Source organism: Actinosynnema sp. ALI-1.44 (assembly GCF_001984155.1).
Classification (GTDB): Bacteria; Actinomycetota; Actinomycetes; order Mycobacteriales; family Pseudonocardiaceae; genus Kibdelosporangium.
Map to the genome: position 1 here is coordinate 459,166 of NZ_MTQO01000052.1, position 21,105 is coordinate 480,270.

A 21,105-nucleotide genomic window follows, 5' to 3' on the forward strand; every position below is an offset into this window, starting at 1 on the left:
TGGGTCTTCAAGACAGGTCCCTCGCCGGGTGGCAGACCTCTGGGCAGGAGACACCCCCGAAGCCCACCTCTGCGCTTGCGCGCGAGCCTTGGACTCGCGCTTGTGCGCGGCCTGTTGGGGCCGGGCTGCGCTCACGCGCCAAACGCGGTCAGTTGGTCGTCTTCCACGCGTCGGCCAGCAGCTGACGGGTCTCGCCAAGCAGCTGCGGGAGCACCTTCGTGTGACCGATCACCGGCATGAAGTTGGAATCCCCGCCCCATCTGGGCACCAGGTGCTGGTGCAGGTGCGCAGCGATACCCGCGCCCGCGACCACGCCCTGGTTCATGCCGATGTTGAATCCGTGCGGCGCGGCGACCGCACGGCCGACCCGCATCGCGTGCTGGGTGAACTCGGCGAGCTCCAAAGTCTCCGGAACCGTCAGCTCGGTGTAGTCCGCGACGTGGCGGTACGGCACGACCATCAGGTGCCCGGGGTTGTACGGGTACAGGTTCAGCAACGCGAAGACGAGCTCGCCACGGGCGATGATCAGTGCGTCGGTGTCGTCGAGTTCGACCACGCGGCAGAACGGGCAGCCGTCCGACTGGTCGTGGTCCGGCTTGTTCTCGCCTTTGATGTACGCCATCCGGTGGGGCGTCCACAGGCGTTGCAGGGCGTCGGGCTCGCCGACGCCCTGCTGCTCGACCAGTTCGGGGTCGGTCGCCGCGTTGGGATCTGTCACAGCGTCGCCTGGACGGTCTCGGCCGTCGGCGAGCTGTTCTCGCGCCGCTCGATCCACGCCGTCACGGTCTCCACCGCGCGGTCGACCGGGACGCCGTTGATCTGCGTGCCGTCGCGGAACCGGAACGACACCGCGCCCGCTTCCACGTCCTTGCCGCCTGCCAGCAGCATGAACGGCACCTTCTGCATGGTGTGGTTGCGGATCTTCTTCTGCATCCGGTCGTCGGAGAAGTCCAGTTCCACTCGGACTCCCTTGGCGCGCAACGCTTTCTCGACCTGCTTGAGGTGGTCGGCGTGCTCGTCGGCGATCGGGATGCCCACCACCTGCACCGGCGCCAGCCATGCCGGGAACGCGCCCGCGTAGTGCTCGGTCAGTACGCCGAAGAAGCGCTCGATCGAGCCGAACAGCGCGCGGTGGATCATCACCGGCCGCTGCCTCGAGCCGTCCGGGCCGGTGTACTCCAGCTCGAAGCGCTCCGGCAGGTTGAAGTCCAGCTGAATGGTCGACATCTGCCAGGTGCGCCCCAGGGCGTCACGGGCCTGCACGGAGATCTTCGGGCCGTAGAACGCCGCTCCACCCGGGTCCGCGACCAGGTCGAGACCCGACTCCTCGGCCACCGAGCGCAGCGTCTCGGTCGCCTCCTCCCAGACCTCGTCCGAGCCGACGTACTTCTCCGGGTCCTTCGTGGACAGTTCCAGGTAGAAGTCGTCCAAGCCGTAGTCGCGCAACAGGTTCAGCACGAACGTCAGCAGCGACTTCAGCTCGTCGCGGACCTGGTCGGGCGTGCAGAAGATGTGCGCGTCGTCCTGCGTCATGCCGCGCACCCTGGTCAGGCCGTGCACCACGCCGGACTTCTCGTAGCGGTACACCGAGCCGAACTCGAACATCCGCAGGGGCAGCTCGCGGTACGACCGCCCGCGCGACCGGAAGATCAGGTCGTGGAACGGGCAGTTCATCGGCTTGAGGTAGTAGTCCTGGCCCGGCTTGCGGACCGTGCCGTCCTCGTTGAGCTCGGCGTCCAGGTGCATGGGCGGGTACATGCCGTCGCGGTACCAGTCCAGGTGCCCGGAGACCTCGAACAACGCGCCCTTGGTGATGTGCGGCGAGTAGACGAAGTCGTAGCCCTCTTCGACGTGCCGCCGACGCGAGTAGTCCTCCATCGCCATCCGGATGATGCCGCCCTTGGGGTGGAACACCGCCAGGCCGGAGCCGATCTCGTCGGGGAAGCTGAACAGGTCCAGTTCGTTGCCCACCTTGCGGTGGTCGCGCTTCTCGGCCTCCGCGAGCATCTCCAGGTAGTGCTCCTGCGCCTCCGAGGACTCCCATGCGGTGCCGTAGATCCGCTGCAACTGCGGGTTCTTCTCACTGCCGCGCCAGTACGCGGCCGCCGAGCGGGTCAGCTTGAACGCCGGGATGAACTTCGTGGTCGGCACGTGCGGGCCGCGGCACAGGTCACCCCAGACCTTGTCGCCCGAACGCGGGTCGAGGTTGTCGTAGATCGTCAGCTCGCCACCGCCGACCTCCATCACCTCACTGGTGTCGACATCGGACTTGATGTCCACCAGCTCCAGCTTGTACGGCTCCGCCTTGAGCTCGTCCTTGGCCGCGTCGATCGACTCGACCACGCGGCGGGAGAACCGCTGCGCGCCCTTGATGATCTGCTTCATGCGCTTCTCCAGCGCCTGCAGGTCTTCCGGGGTGAACGGCTTCTCGACGTCGAAGTCGTAGTAGAACCCGTCCTTGATGAACGGGCCGATGCCGAGCTTGGCGTCCGGGAACATCTGCTGCACGGCCTGGGCGAGCACGTGCGCGGTCGAGTGCCGGATCACCGAGCGGCCGTCGTCGGTGTTCGCCGCGACCGCCTCCACCTCGACATCCGCTTCCGGCGCCCACGACAGGTCACGGAGCTTGCCTTCCGGGTCACGCACCACCACGATGGCGTCGGGGCCCTTGGTTGGCAGCTCTGCCTCCCGCACGGCGGTGCTCGCCGTAGTCCCCGCCTGAACCACCACGCGCTTGGCGGGCTCGGCATGGACGGCGGGAGAGTGGGACACTGTCTTGCTCCTTCACGACGGTTCCGCCGGTTCGACCGGCACGGGATCGAATGGTATCGAGTGGCCGACCAGCCCGTTCTCCCCTGGGTCGACTGCTCGGCCGACTGGGCCGTTACCGATTCGACAGCTGTCGCACAGCTGACGCACAGTAACCCGGGTGACTCTGGAATCGTCATCGATTTTCGCACGTGACGGGGAGCGAACCAGTGTCCGGAACCCACCACCCCACGCCGACAGCCAGCGCCGGACCAGCCGGACCAGCCGGACCAGCCGGACCCCCAGCCCGGGCCTGGCGCCGAGGCCCCGCCACCTCCCCCACCGCCCCCGGCGGCTTCGGTGACAGCAGCGGCCCGCACACCGGGCGGGTTCGGCCGGTTCGTGCGGCACCGGGCCACGCAGATCGTCGCGGCGGGCCTGGCCGGGGTGGTCATCGGCGGTGGAGTGGTCGCGCTGATCGACCGGGACGGCCCGCGTGGCCGTGACAACTACGGCTACCACGGCCAGTTCGACCGCGGCCCGCGCGGCGGCGGGGGTCCGAACTGGGACAGGCCGTACCGCGACTTCCGTGACGGTCCCGGCCCACGCGCGCAGCGACCGGCACCCAACGCACCCACACCACCGACGACACCGGGCACCCCACCGGCCACTGGCTGAGCCAACGGCTCCGGGCGGGGGTCAGGACGTCCGCATCGCCTGCATCTGCCCGATTTCCTTCTGCTGGGTGACGATCACGTCCTGGGCCATCTCCTCGACGAAGACGTCCGAGCCGGTCTGCAGCACGTCCGTCGCCATCGCCACCGCGCCCTCGTGGTGAGCGATCATCAACTGCAGGAACACCTTGTCGAAGTCCGGACCACTGGCCGCCCGCAACGCGGCGAGCTGGTCGGGACTGGCCATCCCCCGCATCTGCTCGTGGCTGTCGTGCGCCGGGCCGTTGCCGTTCTTGGCCAGCCACGCCTCCATCGACCTGATGTCCGGGCCCTGCGTGTCCGCGATCCGGCCGGCGAACGACTTCACCGTCGGGTTCGCGCCCCGCTGCGGCACCAGGCCCGTCATCTCCAGCGCCTGCCGGTGGTGCTTGATCATCATCCGGACGTAGCGGAAGTCGGTCTCGTTCGGCTTGTCCTTCGTGGCAGCCTGCGGCGCCTCGCCCGGCGCCAGTGTCTTCGCGTCCTCGCCGGGCCTGCCCGGCACGATCACGCCAGGCGATCCGGACTCCGGCGGCGGGGCATCGGTGGTACAGCCGACTGCCGTGACACCGGCGCAAACCACGATCAGGGCAACGACCCAGACACGCCTCACAGTGCGTAAACGTACAACACCGAAGAAACAGTGGTTCCCTACTTTCGGATGCTTTCCGCAGCTAAATGATCAATGAATACTGACCGCACCCCGGCGTACGCAGCGTCGGGTGAGAGGAGCATGCAATGGGAGCGAAAGGTAGATCGCTCGCGCTGCTCGGTGCGGTCGCGGTGGCAGTCCCGATGGTGATCGGCACACCCGCGGCGGCCGCCGATCAGGCAGGTATCCCCGGCATCGACGAAATTCGCCACAGCTGGAACATGCGGCAATTGGCGAGCCTGCCGAAACAAGCGCCGTTCGACAACGTGGACGCGCTGAACACGGATCTCGCGTTCAGCGGCACCAAAGCGATCGTCGGCAACTACAACGGGTTCACGATCTACGACATCGGCAACCCGCGTAAACCCAAGCTGGTCAGCCAGGTGTCCTGCCCCGGTTCGCAGAACGACGTCTCGGTGTCCGGCGACCTGCTCTTCCTGTCGACGGACTCGTCACGCAGCGACAACTCGTGCGCCAGCGTGTCGAAGCCCGCGTCCGAGAAGGACGCGTGGGAAGGCGTCAAGGTCTTCGACATCAGCGACGCCAAGGCGCCGAAGTACGTCGCGGCGGTCGAGACCCCCTGCGGGTCGCACACCCACACACTGGTGCCGGACAACAAGTCCAAGGACCTCTACCTCTACGTCTCGTCCTACGGCCCCCGCGCGGAGTTCCCCGACTGCGCGCCGCCGCACGACCTGATCTCGATCATCAAGGTCCCCGTGCGCAACCCGTCGGCCGCGGCCATCGTGGCCAAGCCGGTGCTGTTCCCGGACGGCGGCAACCCCGGCGTCGGCGGCACGTACCCCGACAAGATCGTCGCGGCGACCTCGGGCTGCCACGACATCACCGTCTACCCGTCGAAGGACCTCGCGGCAGGCGCCTGCCTGGGCGACGGCGTCCTGTTCGACATCAAGAACCGCGAGCAGCCGCGGGTCATCAACCAGGTCAGGGACAACGAGCACTTCGCGTTCTGGCATTCGGCGACGTTCAACAACGCGGGCACCAAGGTCGTCTTCACCGACGAGCTCGGTGGCGGTGGCCGCGCGACCTGCAACGAGCAGATCGGCAAGGAGCGCGGCGCGGACGGCGTCTACGACATCACCGGCCGGGGCGACAACCGCAAGCTGGAGTTCCGCAGCTACTTCAAGATCCCCCGCGCCAACGCCGACTCCGAGAACTGCGTCGCGCACAACGGCTCGCTGATCCCGGTCCTCGGCCGCGACATCATGGTGCAGGCCTGGTACCAGGGCGGGATCTCGGTGTGGGACTTCACCGACTCGGCACGCCCGAAGGAGATCGGCTACTGGGAGCGCGGCCCGCTCGCTGGAACTCTGATCTCGGGCGGCCCGTGGTCGACCTACTACTACAACGGGCACATCTACTCGTCGGACATCCAGAAGGGCTTCGAGGTCTTCGAGATCATCGACCCCAGGGTGATCACCGCGAAGTTCGTCCGGATGAAGGAGTTGAACGCCCAGACGCAGGGTCATTTCTGGTGATCGCGCGCAGGAGCTGACGAACCGGACCCGGTGCGGGGGTGCTCGCACCGGGTCCGGTTCTTTCGTCCGGTTCGGGTTCATCCCCTAGGGGCGGCAGGGGACAATCCAGGGACGGTGCCGGATGCCGGGCGCACCCGGGATCCGTAATGTCTCCGCACGTGAACCTGATCGAGACCGAGTCACTGGAGAAAAGGTACGGCGGCACGGTCACCGCGCTGGCCGACCTGACCGTGACCATCGAGCCGGGCATCGTCGGCCTGGTCGGCGCGAACGGAGCGGGCAAGAGCACGCTCATCAAACTGTCGCTCGGCCTGCTGGAGCCGACCGGTGGCAAGATCCGGGTACTGGGGCTGGATCCGCTGACCGACGGCAACGCCATCCGGGCGCGCGTCGGCTACATGCCGGAACACGACTGCCTTCCGCCGGACGTGTCCGCGGCCGAGTTCGTCACGCACATGGGGCGCGTCAGCGGCCTCCCTGCCGCCGCGGCGCGTGAACGGGCATCGGAAACCCTGCGCCACGTCGGCCTCTACGAAGAGCGCTACCGCCAGATCGGCGGCTACTCCACCGGCATGAAGCAGCGGGTGAAACTCGCCCAGGCGCTCGTGCACGACCCGGAGCTGCTGCTGCTCGACGAGCCGACCAACGGCCTCGACCCGGAGGGCCGCAGGGCGATGCTCGCCCTGGTGCACCGGATCGGCAGCGAGTTCGGCATCTCCGTGGTGGTCTGCTCGCACCTGCTCGGCGAGATCGAGCGGATCTGCACCTCGCTCGTGGCCATCGAGAACGGCCGCCTGCTGCGGTCGGCGTCGCTCTCGTCGATGACCCAGCACAGCGACATCCTGATGATCGAGGTGGACGACGGCGAGGACGCGCTGTCCGAGCGGCTGTCCGGCGACGGGCTCGCGGTGCGCCGCAAGGACCGGGTGCTGATGGTGACCCTCAACGGCGACAACACCTTCGACATGATCAGGGACGCGGTGGCCGACCTCGACCTGTCGCTGCACCGGCTCGAACAACACCGCCACCAGGTGGCCGACCTGTTCCGGGAGGAAGCCAGCCATGTCTGAGGCCGGTGTTATTCACGACATCGGATACCAGCGTTACGAAGGCCCACGCCTCGGCCGCCGGTACTCCATGTGGTCCATCTACGTGCACAGCGTGCGCAGCGCGTTCGGCATCGGCCGGACCGCGAAGGCGAAGCTGCTGCCGGTCGCCATGTTCACGCTCGCGTGCCTGGCGTCGCTGATCATCGTCGTGGTCAGCAGCCAGTTCCCGGAGCCGATCCTGTCGTACGTCGGGCTGGTGTCCACGTTCTCCTACGGCATCACGGCATTCGCCGCGATCACGGCGCCGGAACTGGCGTCACGCGATCTGCGCAACAGCCTGCTGCCGCTGTACTTCTCGCGTCCGCCGCACCGGACGGACTACGCGCTGGCCAAGTTCGGCGCGCTGATCTCCAGCGTGTTCATCATGTACGCGGGTCCGCTGCTGATCATGTTCATCGGGATGGCGTTCAGCTCCGGCAGCATCGGCGACGTGTTCGGCGAACTCGGCGATCTGATGCCGGGGCTCGCTTCCGGGTTGATCCACTCGGTCGTGGTCGCGGCGATCGCGCTGCCGCTGGCGTCGCTGACCGGCAGGCGCGTGTTCGCCACCGGCCTGATCATCGCGGTGTTCCTGCTCAGCGCCCCGATCTCCGGCGCGCTGCAGTCCTTCAGCCGCGGCGACGCCGCCTACCTCGCCGGACTGCTCAACCCGGTGAACCTGCTCAACGGCGTCGACGAATGGCTCTTCGGCACTGTCAACGAGATCACGCTGATCGGCCGGTTCGGCCCCATCTACGGCGTCGCCGCGCTCCTGCTCGCCGTGCTCGGCACCGCACTGCTCATGTGGCGCTACAAGAAGGTGAAGTCATGACCGCCATCGACACCGAACCCAGGACGACCACAGTGAAGACTTCGGCGGTGGAACTCACCGGTGTCTCGCACTGGTACGGCAACGTCGTCGCGGTCAACGACGTGACGCTGACCGTCGGCCCCGGCGTGACCGGCCTGCTGGGCCCCAACGGCGCGGGCAAGACCACCGTGCTGCACATGATGGCCGGTTTCCTCCCGCCGTCGCAGGGAACCGTGACCGTCGGCGGGCGCCCGTCGTGGCGCAACCCGGACGTGTACAGGCAACTGGGGCTGGTGACCGAACGCGAAAGCGTCCCCGGTCACCTGACCGCACAGGAGTTCGTGCACGCCAGCGCGAAACTGCACGGCCTGAAGGACGCGGCGGCCGCGACGGCGAAGGCGATCGGCATCGTCGAGATGAACGACGCCAAGGATCGCCGGATCTCCACGTACTCCAAGGGGATGCGCCAGCGGACACGGGTCGCCGCCGCGCTCGTGCACGACCCGTCCGTGCTGCTGCTGGACGAGCCGTTCAACGGGATGGACCCACGGCAGCGGCTGCACATGATGGACCTGCTGCACAAGATGGCCGAGCAGGGCCGCACGATCCTGTTCAGCTCGCACATCCTCGAAGAGGTCGAACAGCTCTCCGGAACCGTGCAGGTGATCGTGGCGGGCCGGTTGGCCGCGTCCGGCGACTACCGGCACATCCGGCGGCTGATGACCAACCGGCCGCACGTGTTCACCATCCAGTCCTCCGACAACCGCGGGCTCGGCGCGGCGCTGATGGAATTGGAGTCGGTGTCCGGTGTGGAGCTGGAGCCTTCGGGCCTCCAGGTCCGCGCGAACGACTACGGCACGTTCACCCGCACGCTGACAAAGGTCGCGCGGGACAAGGACATCCGGCTGACCGCGGTGCTGCCGTCCGACGAGTCCCTGGAAAACGTCTTCTCCTACCTGGTGGCGTCATGAACCTCACGATCGCCGGTCTGACCGCGCGGGCCCTGCTGGGCAGGCGGCGGATCCTGTTGCTGCTGCCGATGCCGGTCCTGCTGATCGGCCTGACCCTGCTCGCCAACGCCTCACCGGCCCAGCCGGACGAGTGGGCCCCGATCGTGCTGGGGCAGCTGGGCCTCGGCGTGATCCTGCCGCTGACGGCGCTGATCGTCGGCAGCAGCGTGCTCGGCCTCGAGATCGAGGACGGCACGATCACCCACATCCTGGCCAAACCGGTGCCGCGCAGCGAGATCATCGTGGCCAAGCTGGTCGTCGCGTGGGCGGTGACCACCGTGACGACCGCGGTCCCGCTGGCCATCGCGGGCGTGATCGCCGACTCCGGGGCGCTCGGCATCGGACTGGCGCTGGGCGCGGCGGTCGGTGCGCTCGCGTACACGGCGTTCTTCCTGGCGTTGAGCCTGATGTCCCGCCGCCCGGTGGCGATCGGCCTGATCTACATCATGCTGTGGGAGAACCTGCTGGTGCAATTCGTGTCCGGGGCGCGGACGCTGAGCATCCAGCAGTACTCGCTCACCCTGGCCGACGGTCTGGCGGGCAACACCACGGTGCTCAACTCGAACCTGTCCACGGTGACCGCGGCGATCCTGGCCGCTGCCTTCGTCGCCGTCGGCACAGCCATCGCCACGCAGCGGCTTCGTTCGTTCGCGTTGACCGGCGAGACGAGCTGACTCCGGTATGGGGGCTGTCCCCCACAAGCTGACCGGGTGGTTTCCGACCACCCGGTTTTCTACTTTTCAGACATGGGAATTGTGCAGTCACTGGGCGCGGACGGGTGGCGCCGGATGGTGTTCATGTACGTCGGACCGGGCAAACGCCGCCAGTGGGCCGGGCGCCTGAGCTCGCCCGGCCGCCGCACGCCCGGCCCGGTGACGGCGGTCGCTGGGTTCCTGTCGATCCTGTTGTCGTTGCTGACCTTCTACCTGATCGGCCGGATCACCACCTACGGCGTGTTCTGGCGCGAGGGCCACGAAGCGGGCGCGTGGGGTGGGCCGACTCTTGCCGGGGCATGGCTCACGCACGCCGCGATCGCCGCCGCCGCAGTGGTGGTGATCATGTGGCTGCTCGTCCCGATCACCAGCCTGATCAGCCGCGGTTTGCGCTAGCCACTGCCAGCTTGCGCAGCAGGCCTTCCAGGTCGCGTTCGCCGTCGCGGGTCTGGGCGCCGTTGGCCAGTCCGCCCCGGATCAGCTGTTCGGCCGCGGGACGGGCGAACTGGCTTGCCCAGGCGTCGTGCTCCCGTAGGAATCCCCCGGCGAGATCGGCGGGGGCGACGGCCTGCTTGGCCGCGGCGATCACGCCGTCGGGCAGTGCGGCGATGTCGCGGGCGAGGCGGTCGACGACATCGTCGAGTTCGTCGGCGGCGACTGCTCGGTTGACCCAGCCGTAGCGTTCGGCGGTCCGTGCGTCGTACAGGTCGGCGCCGAGCACGACCTCCAACGCGCGATTGCGGCCGATTCGGTCGGTGAGGTACTGGGTGGCCCCGCCGCCGGGCACGATTCCCATAAGGGCTTCGATCTGGCCGAGTCCGGCGGTGCCGATCGCCGCGAATGCCATGTCCGCCGCCGTGACGAACTCCGCCCCGCCGCCGCGCGCCAGACCGGCGAGCTTGACGATCGTCACCTGAGGCTGGTGCCGCACCAGTTCGCCCAGCGCCTGGAAGACGTTGAGGCCGTCGGGCGCTTCGGCAGCGAGGTCGTCGAAGGCGTCCGGCGCGTCGACGAGGGACATGTCGACGTGGGCGATGAAGAAGTCCGGGTCGGCGCTGTCGAACACGATCACCCGGGCGGTGTCGTCGTCTCGCAGTGTGGTCAGCAGGCGTCGGAGATCTGTCATGAGCGCGACGTCGAGGACGTTGACGGGTGGGTTGTCGATGGTGACGCGGACGATGCCGGCCTCGCGGCTGACTCGCAGGGTCGCGTAGGCGTCGTGGTGCACGCAGATCTCCGATCGGTATCCGGCAAGCAGGTAGGTTCCTGATGTATACCTAGACTGCGACGGAGGCCGACGACCGTCAATAACGCACTTTCGGCATCGTAGGGATCATGGAGGATACCGACTTGGCCACTCCGGACACCGTCTACCGGGCCGACTGCCCCAGCCGCCCGATCCTGGACCAGATCGCCGACAAGTGGTCGATGATGGCGATGGCCGTCCTCGGCGAGCGGCCCCGCCGGTTCAACGACATCAAGCGCCGCCTCGAAGGCGTGACCCAACGCGTCCTGACCCAGACTCTGCGCCGCCTGGAACGCAACGGGATGGTCGAACGGCGTGTGCTGCCGACCTCACCGGTCGGGGTCGAGTACTCCCTCACCCCGCTCGGCGAATCCCTGCGGGAGCCGTTCGGACGGCTGTACGACTGGACGGTCGCCCACACCGACGAGATCAACCAGTGCCAACAGGACTACGACCTGCGTGTCCGCTCCGAGCAATCCGGCTCGATACTCGGTGGATGACGTCATTCACCTACTCGACAGGCCCGGCTCGGGTGGTGTTCGGATCAGGCACGATCGCCGCGCTGCCGGACGAGGTCGCCCGGCTCGACGCGTCCCGCGTGCTGCTGATCGGCTCCGGCAGGGCACAGCCCGCCGCCGGGTCGCTCGGTTCGCTGGTGGTCGCGCGCTTCGGCGGTGCCGTGATGCACACCCCGGTCGACGTGACCGAGAAGGCGCTGGCCGTCCTGCGTGACCACGACGCCGACTGCCTGGTCGCCGTCGGCGGCGGTTCGGCCATCGGGTTGGCCAAAGCGCTGGCGTTGCGGACCGGACTGCCGCAGATCGCCGTGCCCACGACCTACGCGGGCTCCGAGGCGACCCCTGTGCTCGGTCAGACAGCCGACGGCGCGAAGACCACGATCCGGGATCCCGCGGTCCTGCCGGAGACCATCGTCTACGACGTCGACCTGACCGTGGACCTGCCCGTGCACCTGTCGGTGACCAGCGGGATCAACGCGATGGCGCACGCGGTCGAAGCGCTCTACTCCCCCGATGCCAATCCGGTGGCCGACCAGCAGGCGCTCGACGCGATCCGGCGGCTCGCGCGCGCACTGCCCCGCATCGCCGACGACCCCACCGATCGGACCGCACGCGAAGACGCACTGATCGCCGCGTGGCTGGCCGGAACGTGCCTCGGTTCGATCCGAATGGGACTGCACCACAAGCTCGCGCACCTGCTCGGCGGCAAGTTCCGTCTCCCGCACAGCGAAACACACACTGTGCTGCTGCCACACGTGATGGCCGCCATGGCACCGGCCGCGATGGACCGCATCGCCGACGCCCTCGGGGTGAGTGACGCGCCGACCGGCGTCTACGACCTCGTCGTCACACTCGGCGGCCCCACTTCACTGCGGGAACTCGGCATGACCGAGGCCGACCTCGCCCAGGTGAACGACCACCAAGCGCTGCTCAGGCAAGCGTGGGAGGGTCACCGCCCGCGACAGACCGGTCTGCCCGACACCCGCGCGCTGACCAAGCAGGTCGTCGACAGCTTCACCGGCGGCGAGCCGCGTACTCGTGCCCTGTTGCAGGACCTCGTCCGCACACTGCACTCATACGTACTCCGCAACGACCTGACTGAAGCCGAGTGGATGCACGCGATCACGTTCCTGACGCGCACCGGCCAGATCTCCAACGACACGCGCCAGGAGTTCATCCTGCTGTCCGACACGCTCGGCGTGTCCAGTGTGGTCGACGTGCTCACCAACTCGCGCACGCCGGACACCACCCCGTCCGCGGTGCTCGGCCCGTTCTACACCGAGGGCCCTCCGGAGCGCCCGCACGGCTTCGACATCGCCGACGGCCTGCCCGGCACGCCGCTGTGGGCGGACGTCCAGGTGGTCGACACGCACGACAAGCCGGTCGCGGACGCGATCGTGGACGTCTGGCAGTCCAATGAGGATGGTTACTACGACGTCCAGCTACCCGACGTGGACGGCCCGGTGCTGCGCGCGCGGTTCCGCACCGACGCCGACGGGCGGCTGCGCTTCTGGTCCATCGTGCCCGCGTCGTACCCGATCCCCGCCGACGGGCCGGTCGGCCGGATGCTCCAGGCCGTCGGCAGGCACCCGTACCGCGCACCGCACGTCCACTTCATGATCGCCAAGCCCGGGTCCCACACGCTGGTCACGCAGCTGTTCGTCAAGGGCGGCGACTACCTGGACTCGGACACCGTCTTCGGCGTCAAGGATGGACTGATCGTCGACTTCCCCGCACAACAGGGCCCTCCGCCGGACGGCAGGGACGTGTCCGGCTGGTCCCGCGTGGACTTCGTGTTCCGGATCTCGGCGAGAGTCCTTAACGGGTAAGACGTCTTTCAAGATTGTTCGTAACCCGCGGCCGGGCCGGTCGTTGATTCCGATCAGAGGTCTTTTCAGATCCTTCGAAAGGGTGACCGGCAATGACAACGATGTTCACCGGTGCGCGAAGGGGCAGGGTCGCGGCGCTGGTCAGCGCGCTGGTCCTGGCAACGACGGCGGTCGGCACCCCGTCCGCCGCCGCGGCCCCACCCCCGCCGCCGCAAAGCGACCCGTTCTACCAGCCACCGAGTGGATACGAAAGCACAGCACCAGGGACAGTGCTCCGATCCCGGTCGGTGGCGATCGCAGCGTTCGGCGCGCTTCCGCAGAAGGTCCAGGCGTGGCAACTGCTGTACCGGACCACCGACCAGAAGAACAATCCGCAGGCCACGGTGACAACCGTGCTGCTGCCGTGGGGCGCGCGCCCATCAGCGACCCGGCCGCTGCTGTCATACCAGGTCGCCGAGGACAGCGCCGCGCCGCAGTGCGCCATCTCCTACCAGCTACGCCAAGGCGCGGGCAACGACAACATCGTGGCACAGGCCGAGATCCTGTTGATCAACGCGGCGGTGCAGCAGGGCTGGGCGGTGTCCGTACCGGACTACGAAGGCCCGCGAAACGCCTACGTGGCAGGCAGACAAGCCGGTCAGGCCACTTTGGACGGAATAAGGGCGGCTAGGACCTTCGCCCCGCTGGGACTGGGCCAGCAGACGAACATCGGACTGTGGGGCTACTCGGGAGGCGCGCTCGCGTCTGGCTGGGCGGCGGAACTGCAGCCGACGTACGCACCGGAACTGAACATCAAGGGCATCGCGGAGGGCGGCCTGCCGGTGAACCCGCAGAACGTCCTGCTGGGAGCGAACAAGGGCCCGTTCGCCGGAATCGCGATGAGCGGGATAGCGGGCCTGAGCCACGCGTACCCGGAACTGGCCAGGTTCATGGACGAAAACCTGACGCCGGAAGGCAAAGCGGCCTTCGCCAAAGCCTCGACCCAGTGCAACCACTCGAACGCGGACGAATTCGCGTTCCGCGACCTGTTCAAGTACTTCAGCATCAAGGACCCGCTCAACCAGCCCGTGCCGCGCCAAGTACTCGCAGAAGTGACCATGGGACAGGCCACCCCGACGGCGCCGCTGTTCGTGTACCACTCGGTCAACGACGAACTGGTCCCCGTCGCGGACACGGACGCGACTGTGACGAAGTACTGCGCCACTGGTGGGCGCGTGACCTACCAACGCGACATCCTCAGCGAGCACATCGCGCTGGCGATCACAGGCGCACCGGACGCGTTGAACTGGCTGAAGGACCGGCTCAACGGTCAACCGGCCGCCACCGGCTGCGACACGAAGACCGTGATCTCGTCGATCGCGACACCGCAGGCGTTGGCGACGTTCGGAATCGTCATCATCAACAACTTGCTCTCCCTGCTCGGCAAACCAGTCGGCCCCGCCGACATGGTGTGACACAGCAACGAACCAGGCCCTTTGCTGGTAGGGCCTGGTTCAGTGCTGTGCCAGGCGGTATTCGGCCCAGTGCCGAGCAGCGGCCGTGGCATCGGTTGTCGGGAACTTCGACTCCCAGAGCAGGAGAATCGATGCGGCGAACGCGGTCAACGCCTCGCCGGGTGCCTGGGCGAACTCTGCGAGTTGCCGTGCCCAACTCTCCGCGTGCTCAGGCTGATGCCCCGCCTCGATGAGCCGAATGACCAGGATCGCGGGATCGATCCATGCAACTCCAGGGACACAAGTGCGTCGGAAGGTGACAGCGTTTGAGTGGGTGCCGTCAACTTTTGCTCCTTTCAAGGTGGGCGTCGAGCGGGCCGTTTGTTGGCCGCACCAGGTGGACATCTGCCTTGGCGGAATCGGAGTCCCGGTCATGGACTGCCTGCTGCCGTATCTGGCGGAGCTTCTTGGTCAGTTCCGTACTCAGCAATGTCAGATGACGCCGTTCAGACATGAAGCTCCTTGTTGGTTGTCGTCGAGCGGGCATGGGCAGTCACTCACTCGTCTTCTGGCGATGCCGCAGGGGTGATCCAGATGAGGTGCGGGGTGATGTTGGTGCGACGGGGGACGTACCGCAGTGCGTTTTCCGGCTCCTCCAGGGCGAACTGGGCGCTGCCGTCGACAGTGGTCATGTAGGCGAAGTCGTCGAGCGCCATCCCCCAGGCGTAGACCTGCGCGTCGGTTTGCTCGCCGTACTCCAGGACGACGCCGAACAGTCGGGGTGCCTGGTCGGTCGCCATCTCGACGACGTCGGACATGAAAGTGGCACTGTCAGGGCGTGAGGTGGCGTTGCGGTTATTAGCGGGACACAAACCGGACTCCGGCATCTCGTTGGCGATATATGGTCAGATAATCGGTTCACAAATAGGAGACCGCGATTCGACCGACGAGTACACCCCGGCGAACCGTGATCTTGTGTGTTCACTTCTCCCTGTGCAGCGGGGACGTTCTGCCCGATGATGGACGCGGGTTACCGTGTCACCAGACCGGAAGGGAGCCCTGGCATGTCAGCCCCTACGCGAAGTCAGCGGCAAGAGCAGCGGCAGTTGTCGGCCGAGTTGCGCGCAGAGCGCAAGACTTGGGCGGAGGTCGCGTTTGTCTTCAGCGAGCGGTATCACGTCAACGCGCGTGCCGCGACGCGGATGGCGCACGGCTGGAGCCAACGGGACGCCGCCGAGCGATGGAACAGCAGATGGCCTGCGGATCCGAAGACGTTCGAGAACTTCTCGTACTGGGAACTGTGGCCAGCCTCGACCGGTTACGCCCCTTCGTTGGACGTGCTCGGCAAGTTGGCCGAGCTCTACGAATGCAGCGTCAGTGATCTGCTCCGCGACTGCGGTGACTACCGCGATCGGGATTCCGTTTTTCGGGATGCCACGAGCCTGCAGCAGATTTCCGTGGCCAGTGGCGGTGGGGCTTCGGCGGCGATCGTCCTGGAACTGGCTTCGAAGTTGGAGTCAGTCGACGTGCCCGAACTCGCACGGCTCACCACCTCCTGGGCAGACAGGCTCGGCAAGGGAACGAGTCGCAGATCTTTGCTTCTCAAACTCAGCGCCGGGATTTCGTTGGCCGCCGCGTCACCCGCACTCGCCGCCGAAGACTCCGATCACGAGCCGACCACGCCACTTCCAGGCGACTTCTCCGGGATCTGGCACAGCCGCTACATCTACCCGAGTACGCGCCGAGGCGGCGACTTCACCGGCGAGCACTACGTCGTCGTGCGGCAGCAGGGGAACCGTCTTCTCGGCCACAGTGTGCCTGCCACGAATGGTTCTGTGCTGAACCTGGAGCTCGCGCTGAACGGTTCGGTGGCGACTGGAACATGGTCAGAGCGGACTTCACTGACGGGCTACTACCGTGGTGCGGTCTATCACGGCGCTATCCAGCTCGTCGTCGATCCGATGGGCAAGTCGATGGCCGGGAAGTGGGTCGGATTCGATCGCGAATTCGCCGTCAACAGTGGGGAATGGACCCTTGTCTGGCAGGAACCAGCCGCCACCACAGGCGCCCAACGCGCCTACCACCTGAAGCTCTGAAACCGAGAACCACGGTCCCATGATGGATGTTCCGGTCACGCAAGGTCACGAAGAACGAGGAGGTCTGGTCGGTGGAACTGGTGCAGGGTGACAGGTTCGACGACTTGTTCCGCACGTTCGAACTGTCCGCGTTCCACCTCGAAGTGCAGGACAGCTATCACACGTCGGAAGAGACAGGGCCGTTCCACTTGTTCCTCACAGGCGAGGCGGACGACTTCGCTTGGCACCGGCCCTGGCTCGATCTCGTCGGCGAAGCCACCGCCAACGGGCGACGCGTGACCCGTGCCCGCGTCATTACTGTGCCGCACGGAGATTACACCCGATGGGGTCTCACGGTCGCCGAACACAACATCGCCGCGGGCGAGGAGATCAGGTGGCTCCCGAGGCATCTCATCGCAGCGGAAGAGCTGACGACGGATGATTTCTGGCTGTTCGACGACAGCCGAGTCGTGTTCACCGTGTTCGAACCAGGTGGCCAGTTCGTCGGCGGCGCGTGCACCACCGATCCCACCATCGCCGCCCGTTGCCGAGCAGTGCGTGACCGGGTGTGGGAAGCGGCCATTCCACACCACCTGTACGTGGCCACATAAGCTGCACACTGTGACCAGCTCCGTGCACCAGGCCCGCGAAGCACTCGGCCATGAGCTGCGGGACATCCGCAAGGACGCGGGGCTGACCGGCGTGCAACTCGCCGCACTCGCCGATTGGCACAGTTCCAAGGTGTCCAAAATCGAGTACGGCAAACAAACGCCAACCGAGGATGACATCCATACCTGGTGTCGTCACACAGGTTCAACCGAACGCGTCCCCGATCTCGTTGCCGCGGTGCGGCACATCGAGACGATGTACATCGAATGGAAACGGACTCTCGGAGCGGGAACCAAACGCCGACAGCAGGCCCAGCGCGCTCTCGAATCCAGGACCCGTCTCATGCGATGGTATGAGCCGCTGCTGGTACCCGGCATCCTGCACACAGCAGAGTACGCCGAGAGCGTGTTGCGTCGGGTGATCGCCTTCTACGACATCACCGACGACTTGGACGCCGGTGTATCGGCGCGGATGGAGCGGCAACAGATCCTCTACCGCGGCGATCACCGGTTCCACTTCGTCATCGCACAGCAGGCGTTGATGACCTCGGTCGGCGGGTCAGCGGTGATGTCGGGTCAACTCGATCGTCTCCTCGCTGTCATGTCACTGCCGCGCGTGACCCTGGGCATCATCCCCGCGCGGACCGAGTACCTGGTACCGACCAACCAATTCATCCTGTACGACGATGACCTGGTGCAGGTCGAGACGATCTCCGCCGAACTCACGATCAACCAACCACGAGAAGTCGCCTTGTATGTCAAGGCCTTCGACGAACTTGCGCAACAAGCTGTACACGGGCGGGAAGCGAGAACGCTGATCACGGCGGCCCTCGAACGCCTGTGAATCCCACGGCGGTAACCGAACATCGGTGGCGAAGCGGGTCACGGCCACATGCCGCGGTGCAAGGCCCACCTGGCCGCGGCGGCGCGCAAAGCCATCGTCACCCGGTTGGTGTGTGCGTCCACAGTGGCCTGCCAGTACCTGGTCTGTGCCACGGCGAACAGGTCGAGTGCGTCCGGGTCCGCGTCGCCCCAACTCGGTACCTTCGATGCCCATTGCTCTGCGGCATGCGGTGGGTGTCCGCTGTAGACGAGCCATACCACCCAGCACGCCGCGTCGATCCACGCTGCGCCTTGGGTTGCCAGCGGCCAGTCCACCATGCGGATGTCGCCGGTTTCGGTGAGCAACAGGTTGCCGGGGTTCATGTCGGAGTGGGCCAAGGTGTCTCCGGCGAACGCGGCCGCGTCGGCCGGGTAGTCCAGGAACCGGCCCCACCGCGCCCTTGCTTTCTTGATCCGGATGATCTCGGGGCAGGTGAGCTTTCCGACCGCGGTGATGCCGTTGACCACCTGGGGCAAGTCTGGTGAACCTGGGGCGTAGTTCGCGCCTCGGCCCGCCACGTGTTCGAAGCCGAGCAGGTCCCAGCCTTCGGCCACCACTCGCCAGAGCACTCGTGGTGCGAGTGGGTTCACGTGCGGTGCGATGGCGGCTTCGATGTCCTGGGTTCCGCGGGCTGGGTGGTCCAGGCGCATTCCCTTGACGAAGACGGGGCCGTTCGGGGTTTCCAGGGTCACGGCCAGTTGACTGCTGTACCCGGCTGGGATGGCGACCGCGTGGTCGATGGGGCCGGTGTGGTCGGCGACTGCGGCGACCAGGTCCGGCGGCAGGTCTGCCCACTCGTGTCGTAGCCCTTGCCGCGTGCCCATGGCCGCGCAACCTACCGGATCTCGCTCGCCTGGTGGTGACGGCGGGGATCTGGCTGGACGAAGTGCGAAAATCGGGCGCGAACTGTCGACGTGGTGGTGTGTGATCGCAGCTATGGCGACAGAGGTGGGCAGGCTGGGCGACGCTGCGGATGCGCTGCGGGAGTGGCAGTACGAAGGGGCGCCGATGCAGTTGCACCCCGGAGACCTGGGCTGGTTCTGGCGGTTCGGCGCGGAGGCGACCGCTGCCGCTGTGCGGACGTGGAGCAGGGACGGGCGGATCCTGGCTGTCGGGCTTCTGGACGGCCCGACGCTGTTGCGGCTGACGATCGCACCGGACGCCATGCGTGACGCGGAGCTCGCCCGGCAGATGGTCGAGGACGTGACCAGGTCGGAGCGTGGAGTTCTGCCCGATGGCAAGGTGAGCATCGAGGCACCGATGGCCGCGTTGCTCCAGGATCTGCTGGCCGAGGAGGGCTGGCTGGCCGATGAGCCGTGGACGCCGCTGCGCCGTGACTTCACGGCGAAGGTTCCGGATCCGGGCGTGCGGGTCGAGGTGGTCGGACCGGAGCAGGTGGGGGCCCGGACGGCCGTGCAGCGGGCGGCCTTCGACAACTCGACGTTCACTGACGAGCGCTGGCACACGATGGCGGCCGGGTTTCTGTACGACGACGCCCGGTGCCTGGTCGCGTACGACAGCCAGGGCAACGCGGTGGCGGCGGTGACGGTGTGGTCGGCTGGTCCAGGCAAGCCCGGGATACTGGAGCCGATGGGTGTGTCTCGGGATCATCGCGGTCACGGCTACGGCAAGGCGATCACCGTCGCCGCGGCGGGCGCGCTGCAGCGGATGGGGGCGTCCAGCGCGATCGTCAGCACGCCGAGTTCCAACGTCGGTGCCGTCGCGACCTACAAGGCAGGTGGCTTCGAGCAGTTCGGCGAGGTTCGGGACTTGTATCGGGCGCACTGATCCGCGACCACTTGGTCGACCGCATGATGGCCGTAGGCGTTCACCAGGGAAAGGTAGAACAACACCACAGCCGCCGGTGCCCAGGATTCGCGGCGGTCTTCGTCCAGCAGGAATGAGACCGTTGGCCCAGGCTGGAAACGCACGAAGTCGAATCCCTGGTTCTCCCAGGCATCCTGCGCGCCGCGACCCAGGTTCTCCTCGAACTGACGCCTCGTCATGGTGTTCAGCCTCGCCAGAAAAAGCCCGCACCACTGGGAATTCGACGTCACCACAGCAAACGCGAGCAAGGCGAGGTCGTACTTCTCCGGGGTGATTCTCAACTCCTCAAGAACCCCTCTCTCCGCTGCGCGAAAAAGATTGGGCGGACGGCCGTCGGGAGAGTCGAGCTGACGTTGGAGTCCTTCGTTCGCCGAGGAGTTCCAGACGTTCTTGCCGACGCCGACCCGATCACTTCGCCGCGCGACGACCAGCCACTCGTCGGCGGTGACGACAGCGACATTCAAACCGAAGCTCGACCGCATGAAATCCGGAACGTCTCGGGGATGCCGCCCGTGGAGGTAGAGACCTCGCAAGGTGGCCCCGTTCGGCAGTGGTAGATCGAGCTTCTGCGTGGCGATGAACGTGAAGTAGTCCGAGTGTTTGAGGTGGAGCGTCACCTCGGGCGCCTCGTCGAGGCCGGTCCGAGTCACGACGAAATCCTTCACCGCGTAGCGCGGCGCGTGCCAGAAGTACTCCAGCCCGGCATCGCGACGCCGACTTTGCTCGATCACCACCTCGTCGCGCAGATCTTTGACGATCGGCGGCAGCGCCACGTCAACAGGATCGACGAGTACACGGACGTTGTGCTCAAGAATCGGACGCTCCCCATTCCCCTCAAGGAGCTGGCAACTGGTCACCAGCGGACCCAGCCGAAAGCCCGGGTACACATCTGTGCGCAAGCCGAGCCCGCGGGCACTCCGGTAAGCCTCGCGCCACTGCATCACCTGCTTTTCCAGCACGTCGGGCGTCGGCTGCGCCTGCCTGAGCAACCCTCTGACGACGTCGAACAGCAGTTCCTCGTTATGACGTTTGCGATGGGCGCCAAAGAGATTCTGTAATGTCGCGTAAGCGGGCTTGGTTTGCTCGGCCGAACCCTTGCGCAGGCTTATTTCCGTCTCGACGACGTCCGACAGGGCACGAAGGCGTACATTCGCCCACTCTCTCAGTGCTTTCAGTCGTTCCGTGAACTCATCCAGCGAGGCAGGCGCACCGGGCCTCGGGGGTTCACCGTGCGGCGCCACTCGATCGGATGCCATTCCAGTCTCCTTCACCGCAGCACATCAAGACCCGCCCTCACCTGGGCTGATCGGCTTTGATCGGGAAAATTGCGCCCTCCCCGGTTCGCGGGACATGCTATCGCAGCACCGCAAGGAAAGGTGGCCACTGTGCATACGCACTGAGCGGCGACGCACTTATTCCAGCAATCGATGGGGCACACAATGAAGAGATCCC

Annotated in this window: 22 protein-coding genes; 14 read left to right on the forward strand and 8 right to left on the reverse strand. The window is 66.7% G+C overall.

Annotated elements, in window-relative coordinates:
- Positions 1 to 148: 148 nt before the first annotated feature.
- Together ALI144C_RS40060 and thrS are read right to left on the reverse strand one after the other, a co-directional pair.
- Positions 149 to 718, reverse strand: a complete 570-nt coding sequence (locus tag ALI144C_RS40060; RefSeq protein ID WP_076992430.1) for an HIT family protein — start codon at positions 716 to 718, stop codon at positions 149 to 151.
- Positions 715 to 2,730: a threonine--tRNA ligase gene (gene thrS / locus ALI144C_RS40065; protein WP_076992431.1), complete on the reverse strand. Its 2,016-nt coding sequence runs from the start codon at positions 2,728 to 2,730 to the stop codon at positions 715 to 717. Before thrS ends, ALI144C_RS40060 begins: the two co-directional genes overlap by 4 nt.
- 378 nt (positions 2,731 to 3,108) lie before the next feature.
- Between thrS and ALI144C_RS40070 the strand changes: the two genes are divergently transcribed.
- Positions 3,109 to 3,426, forward strand: a complete 318-nt coding sequence (locus ALI144C_RS40070; protein ID WP_076992432.1) for a hypothetical protein — start codon at positions 3,109 to 3,111, stop codon at positions 3,424 to 3,426.
- A 21-nt stretch (positions 3,427 to 3,447) separates the two neighbouring features.
- Here the strand turns inward: ALI144C_RS40070 and ALI144C_RS40075 are convergent, their stop codons facing one another.
- Positions 3,448 to 4,074 (reverse strand): DUF305 domain-containing protein, encoded by a 627-nt coding sequence (locus tag ALI144C_RS40075; RefSeq protein WP_076992433.1) that lies wholly within the window; start codon positions 4,072 to 4,074, stop codon positions 3,448 to 3,450.
- A gap of 125 nt (positions 4,075 to 4,199) precedes the next feature.
- Between ALI144C_RS40075 and ALI144C_RS40080 the strand changes: the two genes are divergently transcribed.
- The 6 genes from ALI144C_RS40080 to ALI144C_RS40105 all read left to right on the forward strand — a co-directional run bounded on the left by ALI144C_RS40080 (position 4,200) and on the right by ALI144C_RS40105 (position 9,630).
- Complete coding sequence (locus ALI144C_RS40080) at positions 4,200 to 5,612, forward strand: LVIVD repeat-containing protein (protein ID WP_076992434.1); 1,413 nt, start codon at positions 4,200 to 4,202, stop codon at positions 5,610 to 5,612.
- 158 nt (positions 5,613 to 5,770) lie between these two features.
- Positions 5,771 to 6,682 carry an ABC transporter ATP-binding protein gene (locus ALI144C_RS40085; protein WP_076992435.1) on the forward strand — a complete coding sequence of 304 codons (912 nt, stop codon included), beginning with the start codon at positions 5,771 to 5,773 and terminating at the stop codon, positions 6,680 to 6,682.
- Positions 6,675 to 7,532 carry an ABC transporter permease gene (locus ALI144C_RS40090; RefSeq protein WP_076992436.1) on the forward strand — a complete coding sequence of 286 codons (858 nt, stop codon included), beginning with the start codon at positions 6,675 to 6,677 and terminating at the stop codon, positions 7,530 to 7,532. The genes ALI144C_RS40085 and ALI144C_RS40090 overlap by 8 nt, the downstream gene beginning before the upstream one ends.
- Entirely contained in the window at positions 7,529 to 8,482 is a 954-nt protein-coding gene (locus tag ALI144C_RS40095) for an ABC transporter ATP-binding protein (protein WP_076992437.1), read from the forward strand. Before ALI144C_RS40090 ends, ALI144C_RS40095 begins: the two co-directional genes overlap by 4 nt.
- Positions 8,479 to 9,195, forward strand: a complete 717-nt coding sequence (locus ALI144C_RS40100; RefSeq protein ID WP_076992438.1) for an ABC transporter permease subunit — start codon at positions 8,479 to 8,481, stop codon at positions 9,193 to 9,195. The genes ALI144C_RS40095 and ALI144C_RS40100 overlap by 4 nt, the downstream gene beginning before the upstream one ends.
- Before the next feature lie 72 nt (positions 9,196 to 9,267).
- Positions 9,268 to 9,630, forward strand: coding sequence for a hypothetical protein (locus tag ALI144C_RS40105; RefSeq protein WP_076992439.1), 363 nt, complete (start codon positions 9,268 to 9,270; stop codon positions 9,628 to 9,630).
- Here the strand turns inward: ALI144C_RS40105 and ALI144C_RS40110 are convergent.
- Complete coding sequence (locus tag ALI144C_RS40110; RefSeq protein WP_076992440.1) at positions 9,611 to 10,462, reverse strand: enoyl-CoA hydratase/isomerase family protein; 852 nt, start codon at positions 10,460 to 10,462, stop codon at positions 9,611 to 9,613. The genes ALI144C_RS40105 and ALI144C_RS40110 overlap by 20 nt on opposite strands.
- A 107-nt stretch (positions 10,463 to 10,569) precedes the next feature.
- Here ALI144C_RS40110 and ALI144C_RS40115 point away from each other — a divergent pair, with 107 nt between their 5' ends.
- The 3 genes from ALI144C_RS40115 to ALI144C_RS40125 all read left to right on the forward strand — a co-directional run bounded on the left by ALI144C_RS40115 (position 10,570) and on the right by ALI144C_RS40125 (position 14,281).
- A complete protein-coding gene (locus ALI144C_RS40115) occupies positions 10,570 to 10,980 on the forward strand; it encodes a winged helix-turn-helix transcriptional regulator (protein WP_076992441.1) in 411 nt (136 codons plus the stop codon).
- Positions 10,977 to 12,827 (forward strand): maleylacetate reductase and hydroxyquinol 1,2-dioxygenase domain-containing protein, encoded by a 1,851-nt coding sequence (locus tag ALI144C_RS40120; protein WP_076992442.1) that lies wholly within the window; start codon positions 10,977 to 10,979, stop codon positions 12,825 to 12,827. The genes ALI144C_RS40115 and ALI144C_RS40120 overlap by 4 nt, the downstream gene beginning before the upstream one ends.
- Positions 12,828 to 12,919: 92 nt before the next feature.
- Complete coding sequence (locus ALI144C_RS40125) at positions 12,920 to 14,281, forward strand: lipase family protein (RefSeq protein ID WP_083753802.1); 1,362 nt, start codon at positions 12,920 to 12,922, stop codon at positions 14,279 to 14,281.
- 39 nt (positions 14,282 to 14,320) lie between these two features.
- Here the strand turns inward: ALI144C_RS40125 and ALI144C_RS40130 are convergent, their stop codons facing one another.
- Together ALI144C_RS40130 and ALI144C_RS40135 are read right to left on the reverse strand one after the other, a co-directional pair.
- Complete coding sequence (locus ALI144C_RS40130) at positions 14,321 to 14,695, reverse strand: hypothetical protein (RefSeq protein WP_076992443.1); 375 nt, start codon at positions 14,693 to 14,695, stop codon at positions 14,321 to 14,323.
- A 122-nt stretch (positions 14,696 to 14,817) separates the two neighbouring features.
- Entirely contained in the window at positions 14,818 to 15,078 is a 261-nt protein-coding gene (locus tag ALI144C_RS40135; RefSeq protein ID WP_076992444.1) for a hypothetical protein, read from the reverse strand.
- A gap of 513 nt (positions 15,079 to 15,591) precedes the next feature.
- Here ALI144C_RS40135 and ALI144C_RS40140 point away from each other — a divergent pair.
- From ALI144C_RS40140 to ALI144C_RS40150, 3 genes are read left to right on the forward strand one after another with little or no spacing between them, the layout of a single operon-like run.
- Positions 15,592 to 16,356, forward strand: coding sequence for a hypothetical protein (locus ALI144C_RS40140; RefSeq protein ID WP_143231145.1), 765 nt, complete (start codon positions 15,592 to 15,594; stop codon positions 16,354 to 16,356).
- 26 nt (positions 16,357 to 16,382) lie between these two features.
- The gene (locus tag ALI144C_RS40145) at positions 16,383 to 16,946 is read left to right on the forward strand and encodes a DUF6879 family protein (protein WP_237774542.1); all 564 of its coding nucleotides are present in this window, start codon (positions 16,383 to 16,385) and stop codon (positions 16,944 to 16,946) included.
- A gap of 22 nt (positions 16,947 to 16,968) precedes the next feature.
- Positions 16,969 to 17,787, forward strand: a complete 819-nt coding sequence (locus ALI144C_RS40150; RefSeq protein WP_237774543.1) for a helix-turn-helix domain-containing protein — start codon at positions 16,969 to 16,971, stop codon at positions 17,785 to 17,787.
- Positions 17,788 to 17,825: 38 nt separating this feature from the next.
- Here the strand turns inward: ALI144C_RS40150 and ALI144C_RS40155 are convergent, their stop codons facing one another.
- Positions 17,826 to 18,650: a phosphotransferase family protein gene (locus ALI144C_RS40155; RefSeq protein WP_076992447.1), complete on the reverse strand. Its 825-nt coding sequence runs from the start codon at positions 18,648 to 18,650 to the stop codon at positions 17,826 to 17,828.
- Between the two features lie 112 nt (positions 18,651 to 18,762).
- On the opposite strand from ALI144C_RS40155, the gene ALI144C_RS40160 reads away from it, so the two are divergent.
- A complete protein-coding gene (locus ALI144C_RS40160) occupies positions 18,763 to 19,614 on the forward strand; it encodes a GNAT family N-acetyltransferase (protein WP_076992448.1) in 852 nt (283 codons plus the stop codon).
- Here ALI144C_RS40160 and ALI144C_RS54935 read toward each other — a convergent pair.
- Positions 19,554 to 20,909 (reverse strand): hypothetical protein, encoded by a 1,356-nt coding sequence (locus tag ALI144C_RS54935; RefSeq protein ID WP_143231146.1) that lies wholly within the window; start codon positions 20,907 to 20,909, stop codon positions 19,554 to 19,556. The genes ALI144C_RS40160 and ALI144C_RS54935 overlap by 61 nt on opposite strands.
- Positions 20,910 to 21,105 lie beyond the last annotated feature (196 nt).